Origin of the sequence: Oculatella sp. FACHB-28 (genome assembly GCF_014696015.1) — a bacterium.
Classification (GTDB): domain Bacteria; phylum Cyanobacteriota; class Cyanobacteriia; order Elainellales; family Elainellaceae; genus JAAUTN01.
This window is the reverse complement of record NZ_JACJPJ010000082.1, coordinates 110751-129915: the sequence shown is the minus strand read 5'-3', so window position 1 is coordinate 129915 and position 19165 is coordinate 110751. Positions and strand designations below refer to the sequence as shown.

Annotated in this window: 14 protein-coding genes; 12 read left to right on the top strand and 2 right to left on the bottom strand. The window is 48.9% G+C overall.

Translation table 11 applies throughout. The features are described 5' to 3' along the window. Window positions 1-70 precede the first annotated feature (70 nt). From H6F88_RS20085 to H6F88_RS20065, 5 genes are all read left to right on the top strand, one after another. Entirely contained in the window at window positions 71-2479 is a 2409-nt protein-coding gene (locus H6F88_RS20085) for a response regulator (protein WP_190644526.1), read from the top strand. Window positions 2480-2566: 87 nt separating this feature from the next. Next, a complete protein-coding gene (locus H6F88_RS20080; protein WP_190644500.1) occupies window positions 2567-4576 on the top strand; it encodes a PAS domain S-box protein in 2010 nt (669 codons plus the stop codon). A 34-nt stretch (window positions 4577-4610) separates the two neighbouring features. Next, window positions 4611-4997, top strand: coding sequence for a response regulator (locus H6F88_RS20075; protein WP_190644525.1), 387 nt, complete (start codon window positions 4611-4613; stop codon window positions 4995-4997). 52 nt (window positions 4998-5049) lie between these two features. Beyond that, entirely contained in the window at window positions 5050-6516 is a 1467-nt protein-coding gene (gene xylB, locus H6F88_RS20070; protein WP_190644499.1) for a xylulokinase, read from the top strand. 222 nt (window positions 6517-6738) lie between these two features. Continuing rightward, a complete protein-coding gene (locus H6F88_RS20065; protein ID WP_190644498.1) occupies window positions 6739-7101 on the top strand; it encodes a hypothetical protein in 363 nt (120 codons plus the stop codon). On the opposite strand, the gene H6F88_RS20060 is transcribed toward H6F88_RS20065, so the two are convergent. Beyond that, the gene (locus tag H6F88_RS20060; protein ID WP_190644497.1) at window positions 7021-7983 is read right to left on the bottom strand and encodes a sugar-binding transcriptional regulator; all 963 of its coding nucleotides are present in this window, start codon (window positions 7981-7983) and stop codon (window positions 7021-7023) included. The genes H6F88_RS20065 and H6F88_RS20060 overlap by 81 nt on opposite strands. 173 nt (window positions 7984-8156) lie before the next feature. Beyond that, the gene (locus H6F88_RS20055; RefSeq protein WP_190644496.1) at window positions 8157-8972 is read right to left on the bottom strand and encodes an SDR family NAD(P)-dependent oxidoreductase; all 816 of its coding nucleotides are present in this window, start codon (window positions 8970-8972) and stop codon (window positions 8157-8159) included. Between the two features lie 238 nt (window positions 8973-9210). Between H6F88_RS20055 and H6F88_RS20050 the strand changes: the two genes are divergently transcribed. The 7 genes from H6F88_RS20050 (at window position 9211) to H6F88_RS34575 (ending at window position 18996) form a co-directional block, all read left to right on the top strand. After that, window positions 9211-10584 carry a sugar ABC transporter substrate-binding protein gene (locus H6F88_RS20050; protein WP_190644495.1) on the top strand — a complete coding sequence of 458 codons (1374 nt, stop codon included), beginning with the start codon at window positions 9211-9213 and terminating at the stop codon, window positions 10582-10584. Between the two features lie 172 nt (window positions 10585-10756). Beyond that, window positions 10757-11662, top strand: coding sequence for a sugar ABC transporter permease (locus H6F88_RS20045; protein WP_190644494.1), 906 nt, complete (start codon window positions 10757-10759; stop codon window positions 11660-11662). Between the two features lie 16 nt (window positions 11663-11678). Further along, complete coding sequence (locus H6F88_RS20040) at window positions 11679-12509, top strand: carbohydrate ABC transporter permease (RefSeq protein WP_190644493.1); 831 nt, start codon at window positions 11679-11681, stop codon at window positions 12507-12509. Between the two features lie 32 nt (window positions 12510-12541). Next, window positions 12542-13648: a sn-glycerol-3-phosphate ABC transporter ATP-binding protein UgpC gene (gene ugpC, locus H6F88_RS20035; protein ID WP_190644492.1), complete on the top strand. Its 1107-nt coding sequence runs from the start codon at window positions 12542-12544 to the stop codon at window positions 13646-13648. Between the two features lie 39 nt (window positions 13649-13687). Further along, window positions 13688-15178: a mannitol dehydrogenase family protein gene (locus H6F88_RS20030; protein WP_190644491.1), complete on the top strand. Its 1491-nt coding sequence runs from the start codon at window positions 13688-13690 to the stop codon at window positions 15176-15178. Window positions 15179-15441: 263 nt separating this feature from the next. Beyond that, window positions 15442-17151, top strand: coding sequence for an urease subunit alpha (ureC, locus tag H6F88_RS20025; RefSeq protein WP_190644490.1), 1710 nt, complete (start codon window positions 15442-15444; stop codon window positions 17149-17151). A gap of 369 nt (window positions 17152-17520) precedes the next feature. Then, on the top strand, window positions 17521-18996 hold the full coding sequence (locus H6F88_RS34575; RefSeq protein ID WP_347277715.1) for an imelysin family protein: 1476 nt from the start codon (window positions 17521-17523) through the stop codon (window positions 18994-18996). Window positions 18997-19165: the final 169 nt, after the last annotated feature.

Genomic DNA, 19165 nt, shown 5'->3' with positions numbered 1-19165 from the left:
AAACAGTCTAGGAAATTCTTGCTATTTTGTTGCTAGGGCGATCGCCGCTTTAAAGTTGCGCTTTAAATTCATGAAGATTTTAGTAGTAGAAGATGACAAACTCACAGCCGAAGCACTAGTCGCAACACTTGCCAACCAAAACTATACGGTCGAAACAGTCGCAACAAGTGAAGCAGCCTGGGATTTAACAGAAGCCTTTGCCTATGACCTGATTTTGCTAGACGTGACGCTGCCTAAACAAGATGGGATTAGCCTATGTCAACAGTTGCGATCGCACGGACATCAAATGCCTATTCTCCTGCTAACGGCTCGAAATAGTAGCCAAGACAAGGCGATCGGCTTAGATGCAGGCGCAGACGATTACGTCGTAAAACCCTTTGACCCAGAAGAATTAGCCGCCCGAATTCGAGCCTTGCTGCGTCGCAACCAGGGAATCGCCCAATCAGTGTTGGAGTGGGGAGACTTGCAGCTTGACCCCAAAAGTTGTGAGGTAACATATCGTGACAAACCAGTATCGCTCACAGCTAAAGAATACGCACTGCTAGAGCTATTTTTGCGAAACAGCCGCCGTGTATTTAGCTGTGGGGCAATTTTGGAAAATCTCTGGTCATTTGGAGAAATTCCCAGTGACGAAGCCGTTAGGACTCACATTAAAGGACTGCGACAAAAGTTAAAAGCAAAAGGTGCCCCGCCCGATTTGATCGAAACAGTTTATGGCATCGGCTATCGCCTGAAACTTGGAAAACAGCAAGTCGAAAAAAGCCACCCAGACTCAAAAGAGCAGCGAGACACAGAAACACTCCATTCTTCTATCCAAAATTCACTCGCTCAAATTAGTCAGCCGACTCAACAGCAAACTCTGGCACTGGTCAGCAAAGTCTGGTATCGGTTTAAGAAGCGGGTGGGTGAGCAGGTTGGGGTATTAGAAACAGCCATTTCCGCGCTACAGCAGCAGCAATTAGACTCAGAATTATGGCAACAAGCCAAGCAGGAAGCTCATACGTTAGCAGGTTCTTTAGGCACATTTGGCTTATCCGAGGGGTCGCAACTAGCCCGATGGATTGAACAAACGCTCAAAACCGAATCGCCCTTGAGCCAGGATGAAGTCACCTATCTGCAAGAGTGGGTCAGCTTGCTGCGGCAGGAGGTTGAGCGTTCCACAACTGAAGATACAACCCAAACCCCAATCGAAGACGAGCATCCATTGCTGTTGATTGTAGATCGCGATCGCCCCTTAGCCAACCAACTCATTGCTGAAGCGCCAGCCTGGGGATTTCGGGCCGAAGTTGCAGCGAACTTGACCCGTGCTAGAGATAAGATTCATCTACAACCGCCCGATATCGTGCTCCTAGATCCAGCCATTTCTCCAACGATGGCAGAAAGCCTCACTTTGTTGGCTGATTTAAATAAACAGGTTCCTCCCATTCCGGCGATCATTTTCACCGAACATAATGAGTTAACGGAGCGCTTGGAGGTAGCACGATTGGGAGGACGCACCTTTTTGCAAAAATCGCTGCCGCTTTCACAAGTGCTGGAGTCGATCAACCAGGTTCTACATCAGGCAGATCAAGCAAAAGCGGGCGTGATGGTGGTTGATGATGATCCAAAGCTGTTGGCAATTGTGCGATCGCTGCTAGAACCCTGGGGACTCAACATCACAACCCTTGCCGATCCACGCCAGTTTTGGGAAACCTTGGAAGCCACCTCCCCTCGCCTGCTGATTCTAGATATTGAAATGCCGCAAATTAACGGCATTGACCTCTGCCAAATCGTCCGAAATGACTCCCGCTGGAGCAGCTTACCGATTCTGTTTCTCACCGCGCATACCGATGCTGACACTGTAAACCAGGTATTTTCGGTCGGTGCCGATGACTTTGTCAGTAAACCGATTGTCGGACCAGAACTCGTCACACGCATCATCAATCGTCTAGAACGAATCCGGTTCTTGCAAAACTTAGCTGAAACTGACCCACTCACTCAAGTTTCAACTCGGCAAAAGGCAGCTCAAGAGCTGGATAAGTTGCTCCGGTTGGCAAAACGGCATAATCAACCCCTATGCCTATTTGTTCTAGGTTTAGAGCAATTTGAGCAGGCTGGCGATCGCCCCCATCACTCCCTGACAAGTCACTCCCCGGCAAATGAAATACTACGCCAAACTGGAGAACTGTTGCGCCGCTCATTTGAGCCAGAAGATGTAGTGGCTCGTTGGAGTGAGAAAGAGTTCGTGATTGGTGTGTATGGCATAGACAAGCAAGACGGTGCACAGCGGTTAAAGAATCTGCTAAACGCCTTGCGGCAAGAGTCTTTTGCAGATTCTGGCATGCCTAACTCTAATACACCTAACTCTAATACGTCTAAACGGGCAGCCCAATCGCTCGATACTTCTCGGCTGACATTTAGTGCAGGAGTAGCTCAATATCCCGAAAATGGAGACAGTTTAAACACACTGTATCAAGCTGCAAATTCAGCACTTCTATGAGCAAAGACGACTGGTAATGGTCACATCACCGGAGTGTAGCTTAGACTACACCAATGGCTATAATTTAGCCTTCTTTCGAGAGGTATTATGCAGGATTTAATGCAAGTTTTTACTGCTGAGAGATTTATTCCCCACGGGCATTGTTACCTTTGGAAGCCAGAGTTGGTTTGGCTTCATGTCGTATCAGATACTTTGATTGCGATCGCCTACTATTCAATTCCTCTAGCCCTAATTTACTTTGTAGGCAAACGAAAAGATTTACCCTTTAATTGGATCTTTTTGCTCTTTAGTAGCTTCATCGTTGCCTGTGGTACGACTCATTTAATGGAGGTATGGACGCTCTGGCATCCAACCTACTGGTTATCAGGGACGCTCAAAGCAATCACAGCTGCAGTCTCGCTCTACACCGCAATTTGCCTCATCTTTTTACTTCCTAAAGCACTGGTTTTTCCGAGTTTGGCAGCCATTAATCAAGACCTTGAACGGGAAATGGGCGATCGCCAACAGGTAGAAGAAGCCCTAAAAGTGAGTGAACAGCGGTTGCGGCTAGCCTTAGAAGCAGTTCAAATGGGCACCTGGGACTGGAACTTGTTAACTCACCAACTGATCTGGTCTGAAGAACATGAACGTTTGCTAGGTCTAGCTTCCGGTACGTTTGATGGAACTTATGAAACCTTTGTTGCCTGTCTCCATCCAGAAGACCGTGAGAGTTTAACAGAAGCAGTCGATCGGGCCCGTCAAGAACAAACTGACTACAACCAAACGTATCGAGTTATCTGGCCCGATGGCAGTACTCACTGGATTGAGGGCAGAGGCAAATTTTTTTATAGTGAAACGGGTGAACCTGTACGAATGATAGGTACTGCCAGGGATGTCAGCCCTCGCAAACAAGCTGAAACAGCCTTACAAATTGAAAAAAACAATTTAGAACTGAGAGTTGCAGAACGCACTGCAGAACTACTCCAAGTCAATGAGCGATTGCAATCAGAACTGGAAGAACGGAAGCGTATTCAAGAGGCTCTGGAGGTTTCTCAGGCTCGGTTTGCTGGAATTTTGGATATTGCAGAAGATGCCATCATTTCCATCGACCGCAATCAGCATATTACTTTATTTAACCAGGGAGCAGAAAGAATCTTTGGCTATTCCGCAGCGGAGGTAATCGGGCAGCCGCTCGACATCCTATTACCCTTAGGCACTGCTCAAATACACCGCCACCATGTAGCTGACTTCGGGCACTCTGAGGTGCAGTCTCGCCGCATGGGAGAACGGCGCGAAATTTTTGGTCGCCATAAAGACGGTAGCGAATTTCCAGCAGAAGCCTCTATCTCCAAGCTGAACTTAGACAGAGAAGTATCCTATACCGTGTTTCTGCAAGATGTTACCGATCGCAAACTAATTGATCGGATGAAAAATGAGTTTGTTTCTGTGGTGAGTCATGAACTCCGCACCCCTCTAACCTCCATTCATGGTTCGCTAGGAATGCTTGCCAGTGGGCTACTCAAGGCAGACTCACAGCAGGGCAAACGAATGTTGCACATTGCAGTAGACAGCACCGATCGCCTGGTGCGCTTGATCAATGACATTCTCGACATTGAGCGCATTGAATCTGGACAAGTGCAAATGGAGAAACAATGCTGCAATGTTGATGACCTCATTACAGAAGCCGTGAATGTGGTACAAGCCCTGGCTGATAAAGGTGAAGTAACGTTGTCTGTTGCCAGTTTATCGATCCCACTTTGGGCTGACCCCGACCGGATTGTGCAAACCCTCACCAATTTACTCAGCAATGCAATTAAATTTTCTCTAACTGGAAATACAGTTTGGTTAACCGTTCAACAGCAGCAAGAACTGGTTTTGTTCACCGTTAAAGATCAGGGGCGCGGCATTCCTTTAGATAAACTGGAGAGCATCTTTGAGCGCTTTCAGCAGGTAGACTCCTCCGACTCGCGCAATCATGAAGGCACCGGCTTGGGACTAGCGATCTGTCGCAGTATTGTGCAACAGCACGACGGTCAAATCTGGGTTGAAAGTGTTTTAGGTGAGGGCAGTACTTTCTATTTCACTCTTCCAATTCACCCCTCTGATTCACCCTTATGAACAGCAGACCTAAATCAGTGACTCGGAGGAAATGATGACAGCAAAACGGATTTTGGTGGTGGATAACGAGCAGTATATTCAGGAGGTAGCGCAGGTATGCCTGGAAACTGTAGCGGGTTGGGAAGTGTTAATTGCCAGCTCTGGTCAGGAATGCTTGCATCAAGCCGAAGCTGAGCAACCGGATGCCATTCTGCTGGATGTGATGATGCCTGATATGGATGGCATTGCAACCTTTCAAAAACTTCAAGAAAATCCAGCCACAAAAGCGATTCCCGTAATTTTATTGACGGCAAAGATTCAATCTTCTGACCGTCGTCGCTATATACAAATGGGGCTGACTGCGGCGATCGCCAAACCCTTTAACCCGCTCGAACTGGCTGGTCAAGTTGCTACTGCGTTGGGTTGGACATTAGAACGCTGATAGCATGGACGTGTGGGGGAGATTGATAGAAGCCATAAATTAGGACAAAAAGATGGGTGATATCGTCATCGGACTGGATTTAGGGACAGGGGGTGTACGGGCGATCGCCGTCGATCTGCAGGGGAGGTTAGTCGCGCAGGCAGTAGGCAGCTATCCATTGCTTACCCCAAAACCAGGTTGGACAGAGCAACATCCATCCGACTGGGTAACGGTCAGCCTAACTGCCTTGTCCACTCTGGCTCAACAGCTAGAAAGTCATCGAATCATTGCCCTGGGGCTATCCGGTCAGATGCACGGCATGGTTCCTCTCGATGCAGCAGGAAATGTGATTCGTCCGGCAATTTTATGGAATGACCAGCGTACCGGCAAGGCAGTAGAAGAGATTGAACATATCATTCCCCGACAGAAATTAATTCAACGCACTGGCAATCCTGCCATTACTGGGTTTCAGCTTCCTAAATTAGTGTGGCTGCGGACAGAAGAGCCACAAGCCTATGCTCAGGTACAACAGATTTTGCTGCCTAAAGATTATCTGGGCTATGTACTAACTGGAGAATCGGTGACGGAGCCATCTGATGCATCGGGTATCGGCTGTTTAAACCTGGCAAAACGCCAGTGGGATACTGATTTACTCGATGCACTACAGATTTCACCGAACTTGTTTCCTCAGGTCATTGCGTCTACAGCGATCGCAGGTCGCTTAAAACCTGATATTGCCAGTCAAATAGGACTTCCCGCTGGCTTACCCGTAATTGCAGGTGGGGGCGACAATCCCGCTGCTGCGATCGGGCTGGGTATCTCATCCAACAACTTGAACCGGGGAGGGTTGAGTATTGGCACGTCAGGGGTAATTTTTGTTCCGTGCGATCGCCCCACCCCAGACCCAGAGGGACGTGTGCATCTGTTTTGTCATGCGGATGGTGGCTATCATTTATTGGGAGTCACTTTAGCGGCTGGAGGTGCGCTGCGCTGGTATCGTGACACATTTGCTCCCAAAGTAGACTTCAAAGAGTTGATGGTGTTAGCGGAGCAGTCTCCACCGGGGGCAAATGGCGTTTTGTTTTTGCCACACCTATCTGGAGAACGCAGTCCCTACCTCGACCCAGATGCCCGTGGGGCCTGGGCAAACCTATCTCTCGCCCATACACAGGCAGATTTAGTAAGGGCAGTGTTAGAAGGTGTAGCGTTGGGCTTGCGCGAGGCATTGGAAATCGTGAATGCGATCACATCAGTGCATCAACTTACGGTTACTGGAGGTGGAGGGCGATCGCCAGTATGGGTCAAAATTCTGGCTGATGTTCTCAGTACAGAACTGGTCATGCCCCAAACCGAAGAAGGAGCCGCCTATGGAGCCGCACTACTAGCAATGGTAGGGGTTGGAGCCTATGCCGATTTAGAAAGTGTGTTTAAACTAATTCCCGATAGCAGCGCAAGAGTTCAACCTGAACAAAATTCTGTTTATGACACAGCACTTAAGCAGCATCGATCTTTGTACAAAGCCTTTAAAGCTATCCGCTAAGGAATGAAAATTAAATAACAGGCAGAATTCGTAGTAGCGCAGCAAGTCTAAAACGTTGGGTTGCGCTGCGCTTCACCCAACCTACGGTTCTGCTATTTGTAGGTTGGGTGGAGCAGAGCGAAACCCAACATCTTAAGTTCGACATACTACTACTGAATGTGGCTCTTCCTGCAAACAATGATGCTCTTGAGAAGGTGCGATCGCTCTTCCTAACCTACAGCAATGATCAAATGGTTAAGTCCCGTAGGTAACGGCACGCAAACTGCCCTTACAGAAATTTGTGGTTTACCCAAGCGAAAACCACTGCAAGGAAAGCGACCGTATGAAACGAGGTTAGTTAGCAATGGCGATCGGTCTTTGCCTCGTTTCCAGGCTTTACCTGAAAATGCCAAGCTGGAGGCTCTGCCTCCTCTAGCTGTAGGAGGCAGAGCCTCTAGAACTGCATTGCTGGCTGGAAGCCAGGAACGAGAGAGCAAACGAGAGAGCGAGGGATATTTCCCACGCTCAAATTTTGCTGAGAATTGCTTCAGCGGCGGCTTCGTCAGTAATCAATCCGGTGATCAATTTACCGCGCAGAGCCGCTAAGATTGCATCGGCTTTTTTAGCGCCATTCGCTAAACCGATTGTTAGCCGCTTTGCCGGTTGTTCCAGCGGAACGCCAGCCACTCGGTTGTTGGTTCCCTGTTTCAGCAAAATGCCGTGCTGGTCGTATGCCCATCCAGCAATTTCACCCGTAGCGCCCAGTTCAATCAGTTCGGTGAGTTCGTTGTCATTAATGAATCCATCATTGTGCAGCGGGCCATTCCAGGCAATTTGACCAATACCAACATAGGTTGCTTTTGCCTGCTCTACCAATGTTTTGACCGCAATAAACGATCGCTGCGTTTGCAGTAGATCTCGTTCTTCAACACTGGTAGCCACGACCGGAGTTGGAACTGGGTAAACCTGAGAACCGACGCGATCAGCTAAGTGAATCACGACTTCGTAGCGTCCCGCTCGCCCATACTGAGACATGTTGCCAATGATGGAGACAATTTTGTGTTGGGGCTGGTACATAGACGAGATTTGATCAACCATTGCTCGCAGTGTCCGACCTGACGAAAAGGCGATTATCGTCGGCGTTTTGTTGACCAGATAGGATTCTAAATGAGTGGCTGCACACACTCCAATTCCTGTCAGGTTATCCTGATTAGCTGCATCAGTGGGCACGACTTCACACAGCGCCAACCCAAACTTATCGCGCAGAGACTCCGCTAGCGCAATGCACTCACTCAAGGGATGATCGAGCCGAAACTTAATCAGCTTCTCACTCACCGCCAGGGCAACCAATCGCTGTGCGGCTTGGCGCGACACATTGAGTTTTGTCGCGATCTCTTCTTGAGTGTTTCCAGCAATGTAGTAGAGCCAGGCCGCATGAGCTGCCAGGTCAAGTTTGCGATCGCGCCGTTCTGTCCAGGGTTCTCTCATATGCCGTTGATCGAAAGGAGGGCTAAGAAGACAATCACTTTCACCGTCAAAATATCGTCTATGCCCAAAATTATGACGTTTCTAAAGCAACTCAGAGAGAACATCTACTGAATGAGAGATTTACGTTCTGGGCATATCAACAAGTATGAAGCTTTTGCTCAAGAGGCGATCGCCTATATTCCCCCTGTCACCTCCAAGTTGAATCCTGTAATATAGCTCGACTCATGGCTCATCAAAAAAGCGACCCCATTGGCGACTTCCTCCAAATGCCCCAAACGTCGCAATGGAACAGAGTTAATCATCTGCTGCTCAACTACTTTGGGGTCGGCATCAAAGTACTGAGATCCTACCGCTGCCTGTAGTTCGGTCTGTCGTGTCCACATTGCCCCAGGTCCAATCAAGGCGGGAGCAAGCGAATTCACCCGAATTCCATAGGGAGCCAAATCCCTTGCAGCCGTTTGCGTCATCCCCACGACTGCAAATTTAGAAGTGCCATAGGCCAACATATTAGGGGGACCAGAAACCCCTGCATGACTCGCCATGTTGACGATCGCTCCCCCACCTGATTGGCGCATCTGTCGTGCTGCCGCCTTCAGCACATGAAAGACCCCAAGAACGTTAATCTCTATCACCTTTTGGAAGTCATCTTCGGGATATTCATCTGTTGTAGCGAATACTCCCTGATACCCTGCATTGTTGAACACATAATCAACTTGGCGATCGCTCTGTTTCAATTGTGCTGCCGCTTTGGTAAAGGCTTGGGTCACATCGCTGGAACTCGTTACATCACAGCACAGCGTGACAACGGGAACATCAAAGCTTATTAATTCCTGTGCCACATCTGCCAGCTTTGCTTCATTCAAATCGACCAGTACCACACCTGCCCCATTTGCTGCAAAGCGATGGGCCGTTGCTCGCCCAATATCTCCAGCACCACCCGTGATCAGAATGGCTTTACCTGAAAAGTTATAGGTTGCTTGAGTCGTCATCTTTTAATTCCTTGTGAATAAATATTGCAAATGTTGCTTTCTTTCTCAGTAATCTTCGAGAGACGGATATGATTTCAATTATTGAGCAAATGCTCAGCATTGGAGCATAATATCAACTTCTGTAACAAAGAAAGCCCCTCCACATTCAACTTAATGCTGCCAATTTAGATTCAGTTGTGCGGACGTTTCATGCACAGTTTGTCGTGATTGGATTTTTAATAAAAAAAGGAGTCGTGCGATGCGTCAATTTCGCTTCGCTAAAATGATTGCGGCATTCCTGATAGGAATTCTGCTAGTCCAAATCCATGCCTGTTCGCCCAGTTCACAGGATTCCGAAGGAGCATCGGGTTCGCAGGCAAATGAGAATACAACTTTGACGATCGCCACAGTCAACAACAGCGACATGGTGGTCATGCAAGATCTTTCAAAACAGTTTGAGGAAGAGAACCCTAACATCAGCTTGAAATGGGTGGTGTTAGAGGAAAACGTGCTGCGTCAGCGCGTCACCAACGACATTGCCAACCGGGGTGGTCAGTTTGACGTACTCACTATTGGCACCTACGAAACACCTATCTGGGCAGAGCAGGGCTGGTTACTTCCGTTTGAGAATTTGCCCGCAGAGTACGACGTAGAAGACATCCTGCCACCTGTGCGCGATGCACTTTCCTATGAAGACAAGCTCTATGCGCTGCCTTTCTATGCGGAAAGTTCAATGCTTTACTACCGCAAAGACTTGTTTGACGCAGCAGGTATCACGGTGCCCGATCAGCCGACCTATGAGCAGGTGAGAGAATGGGCAGGAGCGGTACATGATCCTGATAATGGCGTGTACGGCATTTGTTTGCGCGGTAAGCCCGGTTGGGGTGAGAATACGGCGTTCTTTACCACAATGGTGAATACCTTTGGCGGCAAATGGTTTGATACAAACTGGCAGCCTACTTTGGATAGCCCACAGTGGAGAGAAGCGCTAACGTACTACGTTGATATTCTTAACCAGTATGGACCGCCGGGAGTCAGTTCTAATGGGTTTAATGAAAACTTGGCTCTGTTCTCGACCGGCAATTGTGGGATGTGGATCGATGCAACCGTTGCTGCGGGTAAACTTGCCGATCCAGATGAATCTCAGGTAGCCGATACGGTTGCTTTTGCTCGTGCGCCTGTCGCAAGCTATCCCAACGGTTCTAACTGGTTGTGGGCATGGTCGCTGGCGGTTCCTGCTTCGACCCGATCGCCTGAAGCGGCACAAACCTTTATCCAATGGGCAACCTCTAAACCTTATGTGCAACTAGTGGCTCAAGAGCGGGGCTGGGTTGCTGCACCTCCCGGAACTCGACGCTCAACTTATGAGCAGGCAGAGTATAAAGAAGCGGCTCCGTTTGCTGATATTGTGTTGACCTCGATCGAGTCTGCTGACCCTAGCAAACCAACCGCTGACCCGGTGCCTTACAAAGGAGTGCAGTTTGTTGCAATTCCTGAATTCCAAGCGCTTGGAACCCAGGTCGGACAAACGCTTGCAGCAGCTCTAACGGGGCAAGTTTCGGTGGATCAAGCGTTGCAGCAAGCTCAAGCTAATGCAGTAGAAACGATGAAACGAGCAGGTTACATATCGTAGCTTAGTTCTCGTTATCGGGTAGGGTGCGTTAGCGTTCAGCGTAACGCATCTCGGTTAGCTCAAATCACGCCTGATGTAAGGCGATCGCAACAAGTATGCCTTCAATTACAACGGTGCGTTACGGCGCTGCCTGACGCACCCTACGGGATTCCCACATTAACTCTTAAAAGCTATGTCCTCTACATTGGCAGTTAAGCCTCACAATACAAAGACCTCTAAACGGCAGGTAGCAACGCTGCCGCTGGTTGCACCTTCTGTCTTGGTTTTGCTGATCTGGATGATTGTGCCGCTGTTGATGACGCTGTGGTTTTCACTTCAGCGGTACAACCTACTTAACCCAGCAAATACTGGTTTCGTAGGGCTAAACAACTACATTTCGTTGCTTTCCACTTCGTCACTGTGGATCTCGATCTTCAATACGCTGGTACTGGTGGGTTCTGTCCTGGTCATTACGATCGCCCTGGGAACTCTTTTAGCCGTTCTATTCAACGAAGAATTTTGGGGACGCAGCATTGCCCGACTGTTGGCGATCGCCCCTTTCTTTGTGATGCCAACAGTGAGTGCCTTGATCTGGAAAAATATGCTGATGCATCCGGTCAACGGACTGTTCGCCTTTGTGACGCGATCGCTAGGCTTGGGGTCGATCGACTGGTTTGCCCAATATCCCATGCTGTCGGTGATTTTGATCGTGTCGTGGGAATGGTTGCCGTTTGCCCTGTTGATTCTACTCACAGCAATTCAATCTTTGGATCACGAACAGGTAGAAGCCGCTCGCATGGATGGGGCAAAGTCAACGGCAATTTTTCGGTTTATCACCCTGCCTCACTTGGGACGGGCGATCGCAGTTCTGGCAATGATTGAGATGATATTCTTTCTCACCATTTTTGCCGAAATTTTCGTCACCACCTCCGGTGGTCCTGGACTAGCAACAACAAACCTCGCCTATTTCATCTATCTCAGAGCCTTGTTTGAATTTGATGTCGGTGGCGCGTCTGCCGCAGGTTTAATTGCCGTCATTCTGGCGAACATTGTGGCGATCTTCTTAATGCGTCTTGTTGCTCGTAATCTAGACGTTTAGTGAGGGAATTCAACTCATGTCATCCGCATCCTCAAAACGCTATCGTTACCTATTTGTAACTGTTCTGGGCTGGCTGGCAGCCGCACTTTTGTTTTTTCCAATTTTCTGGATGGTTCTCACTAGCTTCAAAACTGAAGTTGAAGCGATCGCTCTTCCTCCCAAACTCTTTTTTCAACCGACCTTTGAGAATTACATCACGATTCAGGAACGGGCAGATTATTTCTCATTCGCCATGAACAGTATTGTCATATCCGTTGGCTCTACGCTGTTGGCGCTTATCCTAGCGATTCCTGCTGCTTACGCAATGGCGTTCTTTCCCACGAAACGCACCAAAGGCACATTGCTGTGGATGCTCTCCACAAAAATGCTGCCGCCTGTGGGGGTATTGGTTCCGATCTACCTGTTATTTCGGGACTCCAATTTGCTTGACACACGAATTGGATTAACCATTATTTACACCTTGATCAATTTACCAATCGTGGTCTGGATGATTTACACCTTCTTTAAAGACGTTCCCAAAGATATTCTCGAAGCGGGACGGATGGATGGTGCATCCCCTAAGCAAGAAGTGTTTCATGTGTTAATGCCGCTGTCGTTACCGGGTATTGCATCGACCGCACTACTTGCCATCATTCTGTCTTGGAATGAGGCTTTTTGGAGCTTGAATTTAACCACCACTAATGCTGCTCCATTAACCACTTTTATCGCGTCCTTCTCCAGTCCTCAGGGCTTGTTTTGGGCACAGTTGTCTGCTGCCTCTACGCTGGCGATCGCTCCCATCCTAATTTTTGGCTGGCTCAGCCAACGGCAGCTTGTTCGGGGTCTGACTTTTGGGGCTGTGAAATAGATTCTGGTTAAATGCATCAATAGGAGTCTTCTATGTCAACCGTTACGTTACGAGATATTCGCAAGCGGTATACCGACGCTGATGTAATCAAAGGAGTTGATCTCGATATCAACGATGGTGAGTTTGTGGTGTTTGTAGGTCCCTCTGGATGCGGCAAATCAACCCTGCTCCGCATGATTGCTGGATTAGAGGAAATTACGTCTGGTGACTTGCTGATTGATAGCGATCGCATGAATGATGTGCCGCCCGATAAGCGGGGATTGGCAATGGTGTTTCAAACCTATGCGCTGTATCCACACATGACCGTTGCTGAGAATATGGCATTTAGCCTGCGCTTGGCGGGTGTGCCCAAAGCAAGACGGCATGAACGGGCACAGGACGTTGCCCGGATTTTGCAGTTGGAACCGTTGCTCAATCGCAAGCCCAGAGCATTGTCTGGAGGACAGCGACAACGGGTGGCGATCGGCCGGGCACTGGTGCGAAATCCAAAAGTATTTTTGTTTGATGAGCCTTTGTCAAACCTGGATGCAGCCTTGCGGGTTCAAATGCGAATTGAGTTGGCTAGCCTGCACGACACTTTGAAATCGACCATGATCTACGTGACTCACGATCAGGTAGAAGCAATGACTCTGGCAGACAAAATTGTGGTACTGCAGGGTGGCGTGATCGAGCAGGTAGGTTCACCCTTAGACCTGTATCATCATCCCCATAACTTGTTTGTGGCTGGATTTATTGGTTCACCCCGCATGAACTTCTTGACGGTAACCGTCACAGATGTCAACAGTTCTGCAACAATGGTCAAACTTCCGGGTGGCGAAACGATTTCTATTCCCGTACAGCCCAGAAACCTAACCGTGGGCGATCGCCCCACGCTTGGTATTCGTCCTGAACACCTGCGGTTTGATCGCACCAATGCCACCATTCACGGGGAAGTCAAAGTGGTTGAGCGGCTGGGAGGAGAAACTTTTGCCTACGTCAACTTACCTGGTGGCGACACGATGGTTGTGAAAACGGACGGAGATACTCCGGTGCAACTCCACGATCAGGTGCCGATTTATCTGAATGGCGATCGCTGTCATTTATTTGACCCTCAGGGAATGACTATTCCTAGAGCCGAATTACGTCCTCTCACTGTTTGAATAAACCGCGTAAATAGAAAAACTGTGTAAGTAAACGATATGAATACTCATCGCACAGCAGTGACAAAGCTGAATGAGCAATCTCTACCCCATTTACCCGATACCGTTCAAATTCCTAAATACGATCGCCATCAGGTCACAAATGGCATTGTTCACATTGGGGTCGGTGGATTCCACCGCGCTCATCAGGCGTTATATCTCGATAACTATCTACATCAAACGAGCGATCGCCACTGGGGAGTTTGTGGGATTGGCTTGCTGGAATATGACAAGAAAATGCGGGATGCGCTTCAGTCTCAGAACTGCTTGTACACATTGGTGGAGCGATCACCAGAGAGCGATCGCGCCCGCGTCATTGGTGCAATTACAAAATACCTGTTTGCTCCGGACGATCGGCAAGCCGTGATTAACGCAATGGTTGATCCAAAATGCCGAATTGTCTCACTCACCATTACCGAAGCAGGATATTACTACATTGAAGGCACGGGCGAACTGGATGTCAATCATCCCACCATTCAGCACGATGTACAGTATCCGAATGAGCCTATTGGGGTGTTTGGTTTTCTGACCGCTGCCCTCAGTCAACGCTTGCAAGCAGGATACAAGCCATTCACCGTATTGTCCTGTGATAACTTGCAGGGAAACGGCAAAATTGCTCAAAAAATGCTGATTTCCTTTGCCCAGTTGCAAGACCCAGAATTAGCTCATTGGATTGCTGAGAATGTCACCTTTCCAAACAACATGGTCGATCGCATTACACCTGCAACGACTCCTGCCGACGTTGAAATGGTGAGAACTCAGTTTGGCATTGAAGACGGGTTTCCAGTGGTTGCGGAGCCGTTTTTACAGTGGGTAATCGAAGATAATTTTTGTGCCGGAAGACCTGATTGGGAAAGTGTTGGCGTTCAAATGACCGACGATGTTCATCCCTACGAGATGATGAAAATTCGCCTGTTGAATGCCAGTCATCTGCTGATTGGTTGTCTCGGCACATTGGTCGGTTACACCTATGTGCATGACGTAATGGCTGATCCACTGATTCGGCAAGCAGTCGATCGCCTGATGAACGAGGTCACGCCTACCCTGCAGCCAGTTCCTGGCATCGACCTGGATGATTATAAGAAAACTTTGATTGAGCGGTTTGCCAACCCAAAAATTCGTGACCAACTACCGCGTTTGTGTCTCTACAGTTCCGCCAAGATTCCCAAGTTTCTCTTAGGTTCGGTGCGAGATGCATTGAACCAGAATGGAGCAGTTGAATACATGAGTTTGGCGATCGCCGCCTGGTTTCGCTATCTCAAAGGACAGGATGAGCAGGGCAACCCCATTCCCATTGACGATGCAATGGCAGATGTGTTGACCCAGCGGGCTAACACGGGTGGCTCTGATCCTCACTCTTTGTTTGAACTCACTGAAATTTTTGGAGACTTATCCCAGTCGTCTCACTTCGTCAAAACGGTTGCAAAACACTTACAAAATTTTGATCAACTTGGAGTCAAAGAAACCCTCGCTCAACTCATGCAGCATTAACTGTAGTAGTACGTCTAACCTAAATTTGTAGGTTGGGTGAAGCAAAGCGAAACCCAACACAATCTTTACGCTTGTTGGGTTTCGTTCCTCAACCCAACCTACGTCTGCCTGGTAACTCTAAGTCTTCTGACAAAGATCGCTCAACCAAGCAACGCGATGTATCCCAATTTGCTGTAGGCTGTTTGACTATATATCTAGTCAGACTTGCTCTATAGTACTTGGGGCGAGTTGCCATTCTTGTTGTGCTGTGAAGGAGTGCCCCGATGAGTTACCGCATGGATCGCCGTGCCTACGCTGAAACCTATGGACCGACGGTAGGCGATCGCATCCGTCTAGCTGACACCGAGTTAATCATTGAGGTGGAAGAAGACCGCACGACCTATGGTGATGAGGTCAAGTTTGGCGGCGGTAAGGTGATTCGGGATGGCATGGGACAATCTCCCATTTCCAATGCAGATGGAGCGGTAGATGCAGTCATTACAAATGCGCTAATCCTGGATTGGTGGGGCATTGTTAAAGCAGACATTGGGATTAAAGACGGCAAGATTTTCAAAATTGGCAAAGCTGGAAATCCTTACATCCAAGACAATATCGATATCATCGTTGGACCTGGAACAGAGGCGATCGCTGGAGAAGGGTTAATTCTCACTGCGGGTGGAATCGATTCTCACATTCACATGATTTGTCCCCAGCAAGTTGAGGTGGCGATCGCTTCTGGCGTAACAACCTTGATCGGTGGCGGCACCGGACCCGCCGCAGGCAGCGCGGCCACAACTTGCACACCTGGACCCTGGAACATTTATCGAATGATGCAAGCTGCCGACGCGTTCCCGGTCAACATTGGACTGCTTGGCAAAGGCAACAGTTCTCAGCCCAAGGGATTAACCGAGCAAGTACTCGCTGGCACAATCGGCTTGAAGCTGCATGAAGACTGGGGAACCACTCCCGCGACAATCGACACCTGTCTCAGCGTTGCCGATGACTATGACATTCAGGTCGCAATTCACACCGATACTTTAAATGAGTCTGGATTTGTCGAAAATACCGTTGCTGCGTTCAAAAATCGCTGTATCCACACCTACCATACGGAAGGAGCAGGCGGTGGACATGCTCCAGATATCATTAAGGTTTGTGGTGAGTTAAATGTTTTGCCCTCTTCCACCAATCCGACCCGTCCTTATACCCTCAATACCTTAGAGGAACATCTGGACATGCTGATGGTTTGCCACCACCTCGATCGCGGCATTCCAGAAGATGTGGCGTTTGCTGAGTCACGGATTCGACGAGAAACGATCGCGGCTGAAGACATCTTGCACGACTTGGGTGCTTTCAGCATGATTTCTTCTGACTCGCAGGCGATGGGGCGGATCGGAGAAGTGGTGATCCGCACCTGGCAAACGGCTCACAAGATGAAAGTGCAGCGAGGTGCATTAGCTGAGGACTCCGATCGCAACGATAATTTCCGTGCCAAGCGCTACGTGGCGAAATACACGATCAATCCTGCGATTACTCATGGCATTGCTGAATATGTTGGCTCCGTTGAGGAAGGGAAAATCGCCGATTTGTGTCTGTGGCGACCGGCGTTCTTTGGGGTAAAACCAGAGATGGTGATCAAAGGAGGTTTGATTGCTTGGGCACAAATGGGCGATGCCAATGCCAGCATTCCTACGCCACAGCCTGTTCACATGCGACCAATGTTTGGTAGTTTTGGTGGGGCGATCGCCACTACCTCTTTCACCTTTATTTCTCAAGCGGGTTTAGACAACGATATTCCCAAACGCCTGAAGCTACAAAAAGCCACCCTTCCTGTTTCCGGGATTCGCAAACTTACCAAGCGCGATATGAAACTGAACGATGCGCTACCGCAGATGGAAGTCGATCCCGAAACTTACGAAGTTCGAGCTGATGGGGAGTTGCTCACCTGTGAACCCGCTACTGTTTTACCAATGGCTCAGCGATATTTTCTGTTTTAGGAAATTGTTTTAGAGTTCTGATACCCTACATCCTAAATATAGAGATTCTCAATTGCGTGGCATATAGCGGCGATACACCTCACTGCTGCTGTATGCCACATTTCGTATTCCGCTCAAGTAACCGCTCATAGAGCTTACACAGTATTTACTGCTATTCCAGAGACGGATTTAGGATTAGATTCTGAAGCATCTCTCACTTCTGTTGCTCTAGCTTAAGTGACTAGACTTCTGAACTGGCGCGAGAATTTAATTTCTTATTGGGAAGAAATCTCAATAATTAGGGGTACAATACTTCATGCTTATGACACGTCCCAGGTAAAAAGCTGGGGAATTAATGCATTTTTATTCCAAAAAAGCAAGGAGAAAACTGTGGGGAAACGGCTAAAAATTTGGACAGGAATTGGTACCTATGCCCTGGCTCATGCAGGGGCGATCGCCTTTACCATTGCAGATCCTGCCAATGCTGAAGTTTCAGAGAGTCTGAGCGAAACACCTGTGCTAATCAGCCAGAGCAATACTTGCGCCGCTGTAGCCGTTGAAGGGGGCGGTGAAGGCGGTGAAGAACCCGCACCAACTGAGCAAGTCCAAGGTGGCGAGGGCGGTGAAGGTGGTGAAGGTGGTGAAGGTGGCGAAGCTGCTGCACCCACTGGACAATCCGAAGGCGGTGAAGGTGGCGAAGGTGGTGAAGCCGCTGCACCTACCGGACAAGCCGAAGGCGGTGAGGGCGGTGAAGGTGGCGAAGCTGCTGTACCTACTGGACAAACCGAAGGTGGTGAAGGTGGCGAAGGCGGCGAAGGCAGCAGCGCTACTGGTGCACCAACGGGTGTAACAAGGATATTTTTACCGCCTGCAAGACAATTTCGCGATCGCCAAATCATTACAGATTTTGTTGACCAACTGATCATCCCCAACTACCAGCTTTTGACAGAGCGTTCGGGTAACTTAGCCACCGCAATTGATGCATTTGTCAGCAATCCTGATGAGACAACGCTAGAAGCTGCTCGTCAAGCATGGTTGGCGACCCGCGCCCCTTGGGAGCAAAGTGAAGCATTTGCCTTTGGCCCAGCCGCATCCCTGGGACTAGATGCAGAGTTGGATGACTGGCCGCTGAACGAGGCAGATGTGCAAGCTGTTCTCAATAGCTCAGATACACTCACGCCAGAATACGTTGACAGTTTGCAAACTAGTCAGAAGGGCTTCCATGCCATCGGATTTTTGCTATTTGGCACCGAAAGTGATAAGTCTTTGCAGGCATTTACTCCTCGCGAACTGGAGTATTTGGGGGCGATCGCTCCCGTTTTCGACCAGACCGCCAATGATCTGTTGAGCAGTTGGACAGAAGGCGTAGACGGTTATTCCGCTTATCGTAGTGAGTTTGTCAACGCGGGTGAAGGCAGCAGCGCTTACCCCACCGTGCAGGCAGCTGGGGAAGAAATCGTTCAAGGCATTATGGGCATTTTGGACGAACTAGGTAACGTCAAAATTGGCGAAGCGCTAGAAGCCCAAAACCCCTTCCTGCTAGAGGGACGCTTTGCCCAAAGCTCTCTGCAAGATTTTCAGAATAATTTGCTCAGTGCCAAAAATGCTTATCTGGGAGAATTTCCCGCAGCAGGTACGGATGGTCGCAGCCTCAGCGATTTTGTTGTAGCAATCGATCCCAGCCTGGATGCCCAAATTCGTCAGCAGATGGAAACCGCATCAACCGCATTAGCAGAAATTCCTGCACCGATCGAGCAAACCCTGTGCGATCGCAGCGCCCGACCACAAATTGAAGCCGCTCAAACCAGCGTCATCGAACTGTTTGAAACGTTTGAACAGCGTGTTTTACCTCTGGTGCAACAGTGATAAATAGAGAATAGGGTGTAAACATAAGTCCTTTCAGCCCCGTTAGGTCCCCATTCTGAGGTACTTGGAGTCACTTTAAATCCTTTATGGATGCGGCTCAAAAGTCCTTCAGAATGCGGAGTTAGGGGCGAAATGAGAGGTTTGAGTCCAATCACAAGTAATGTGTTTA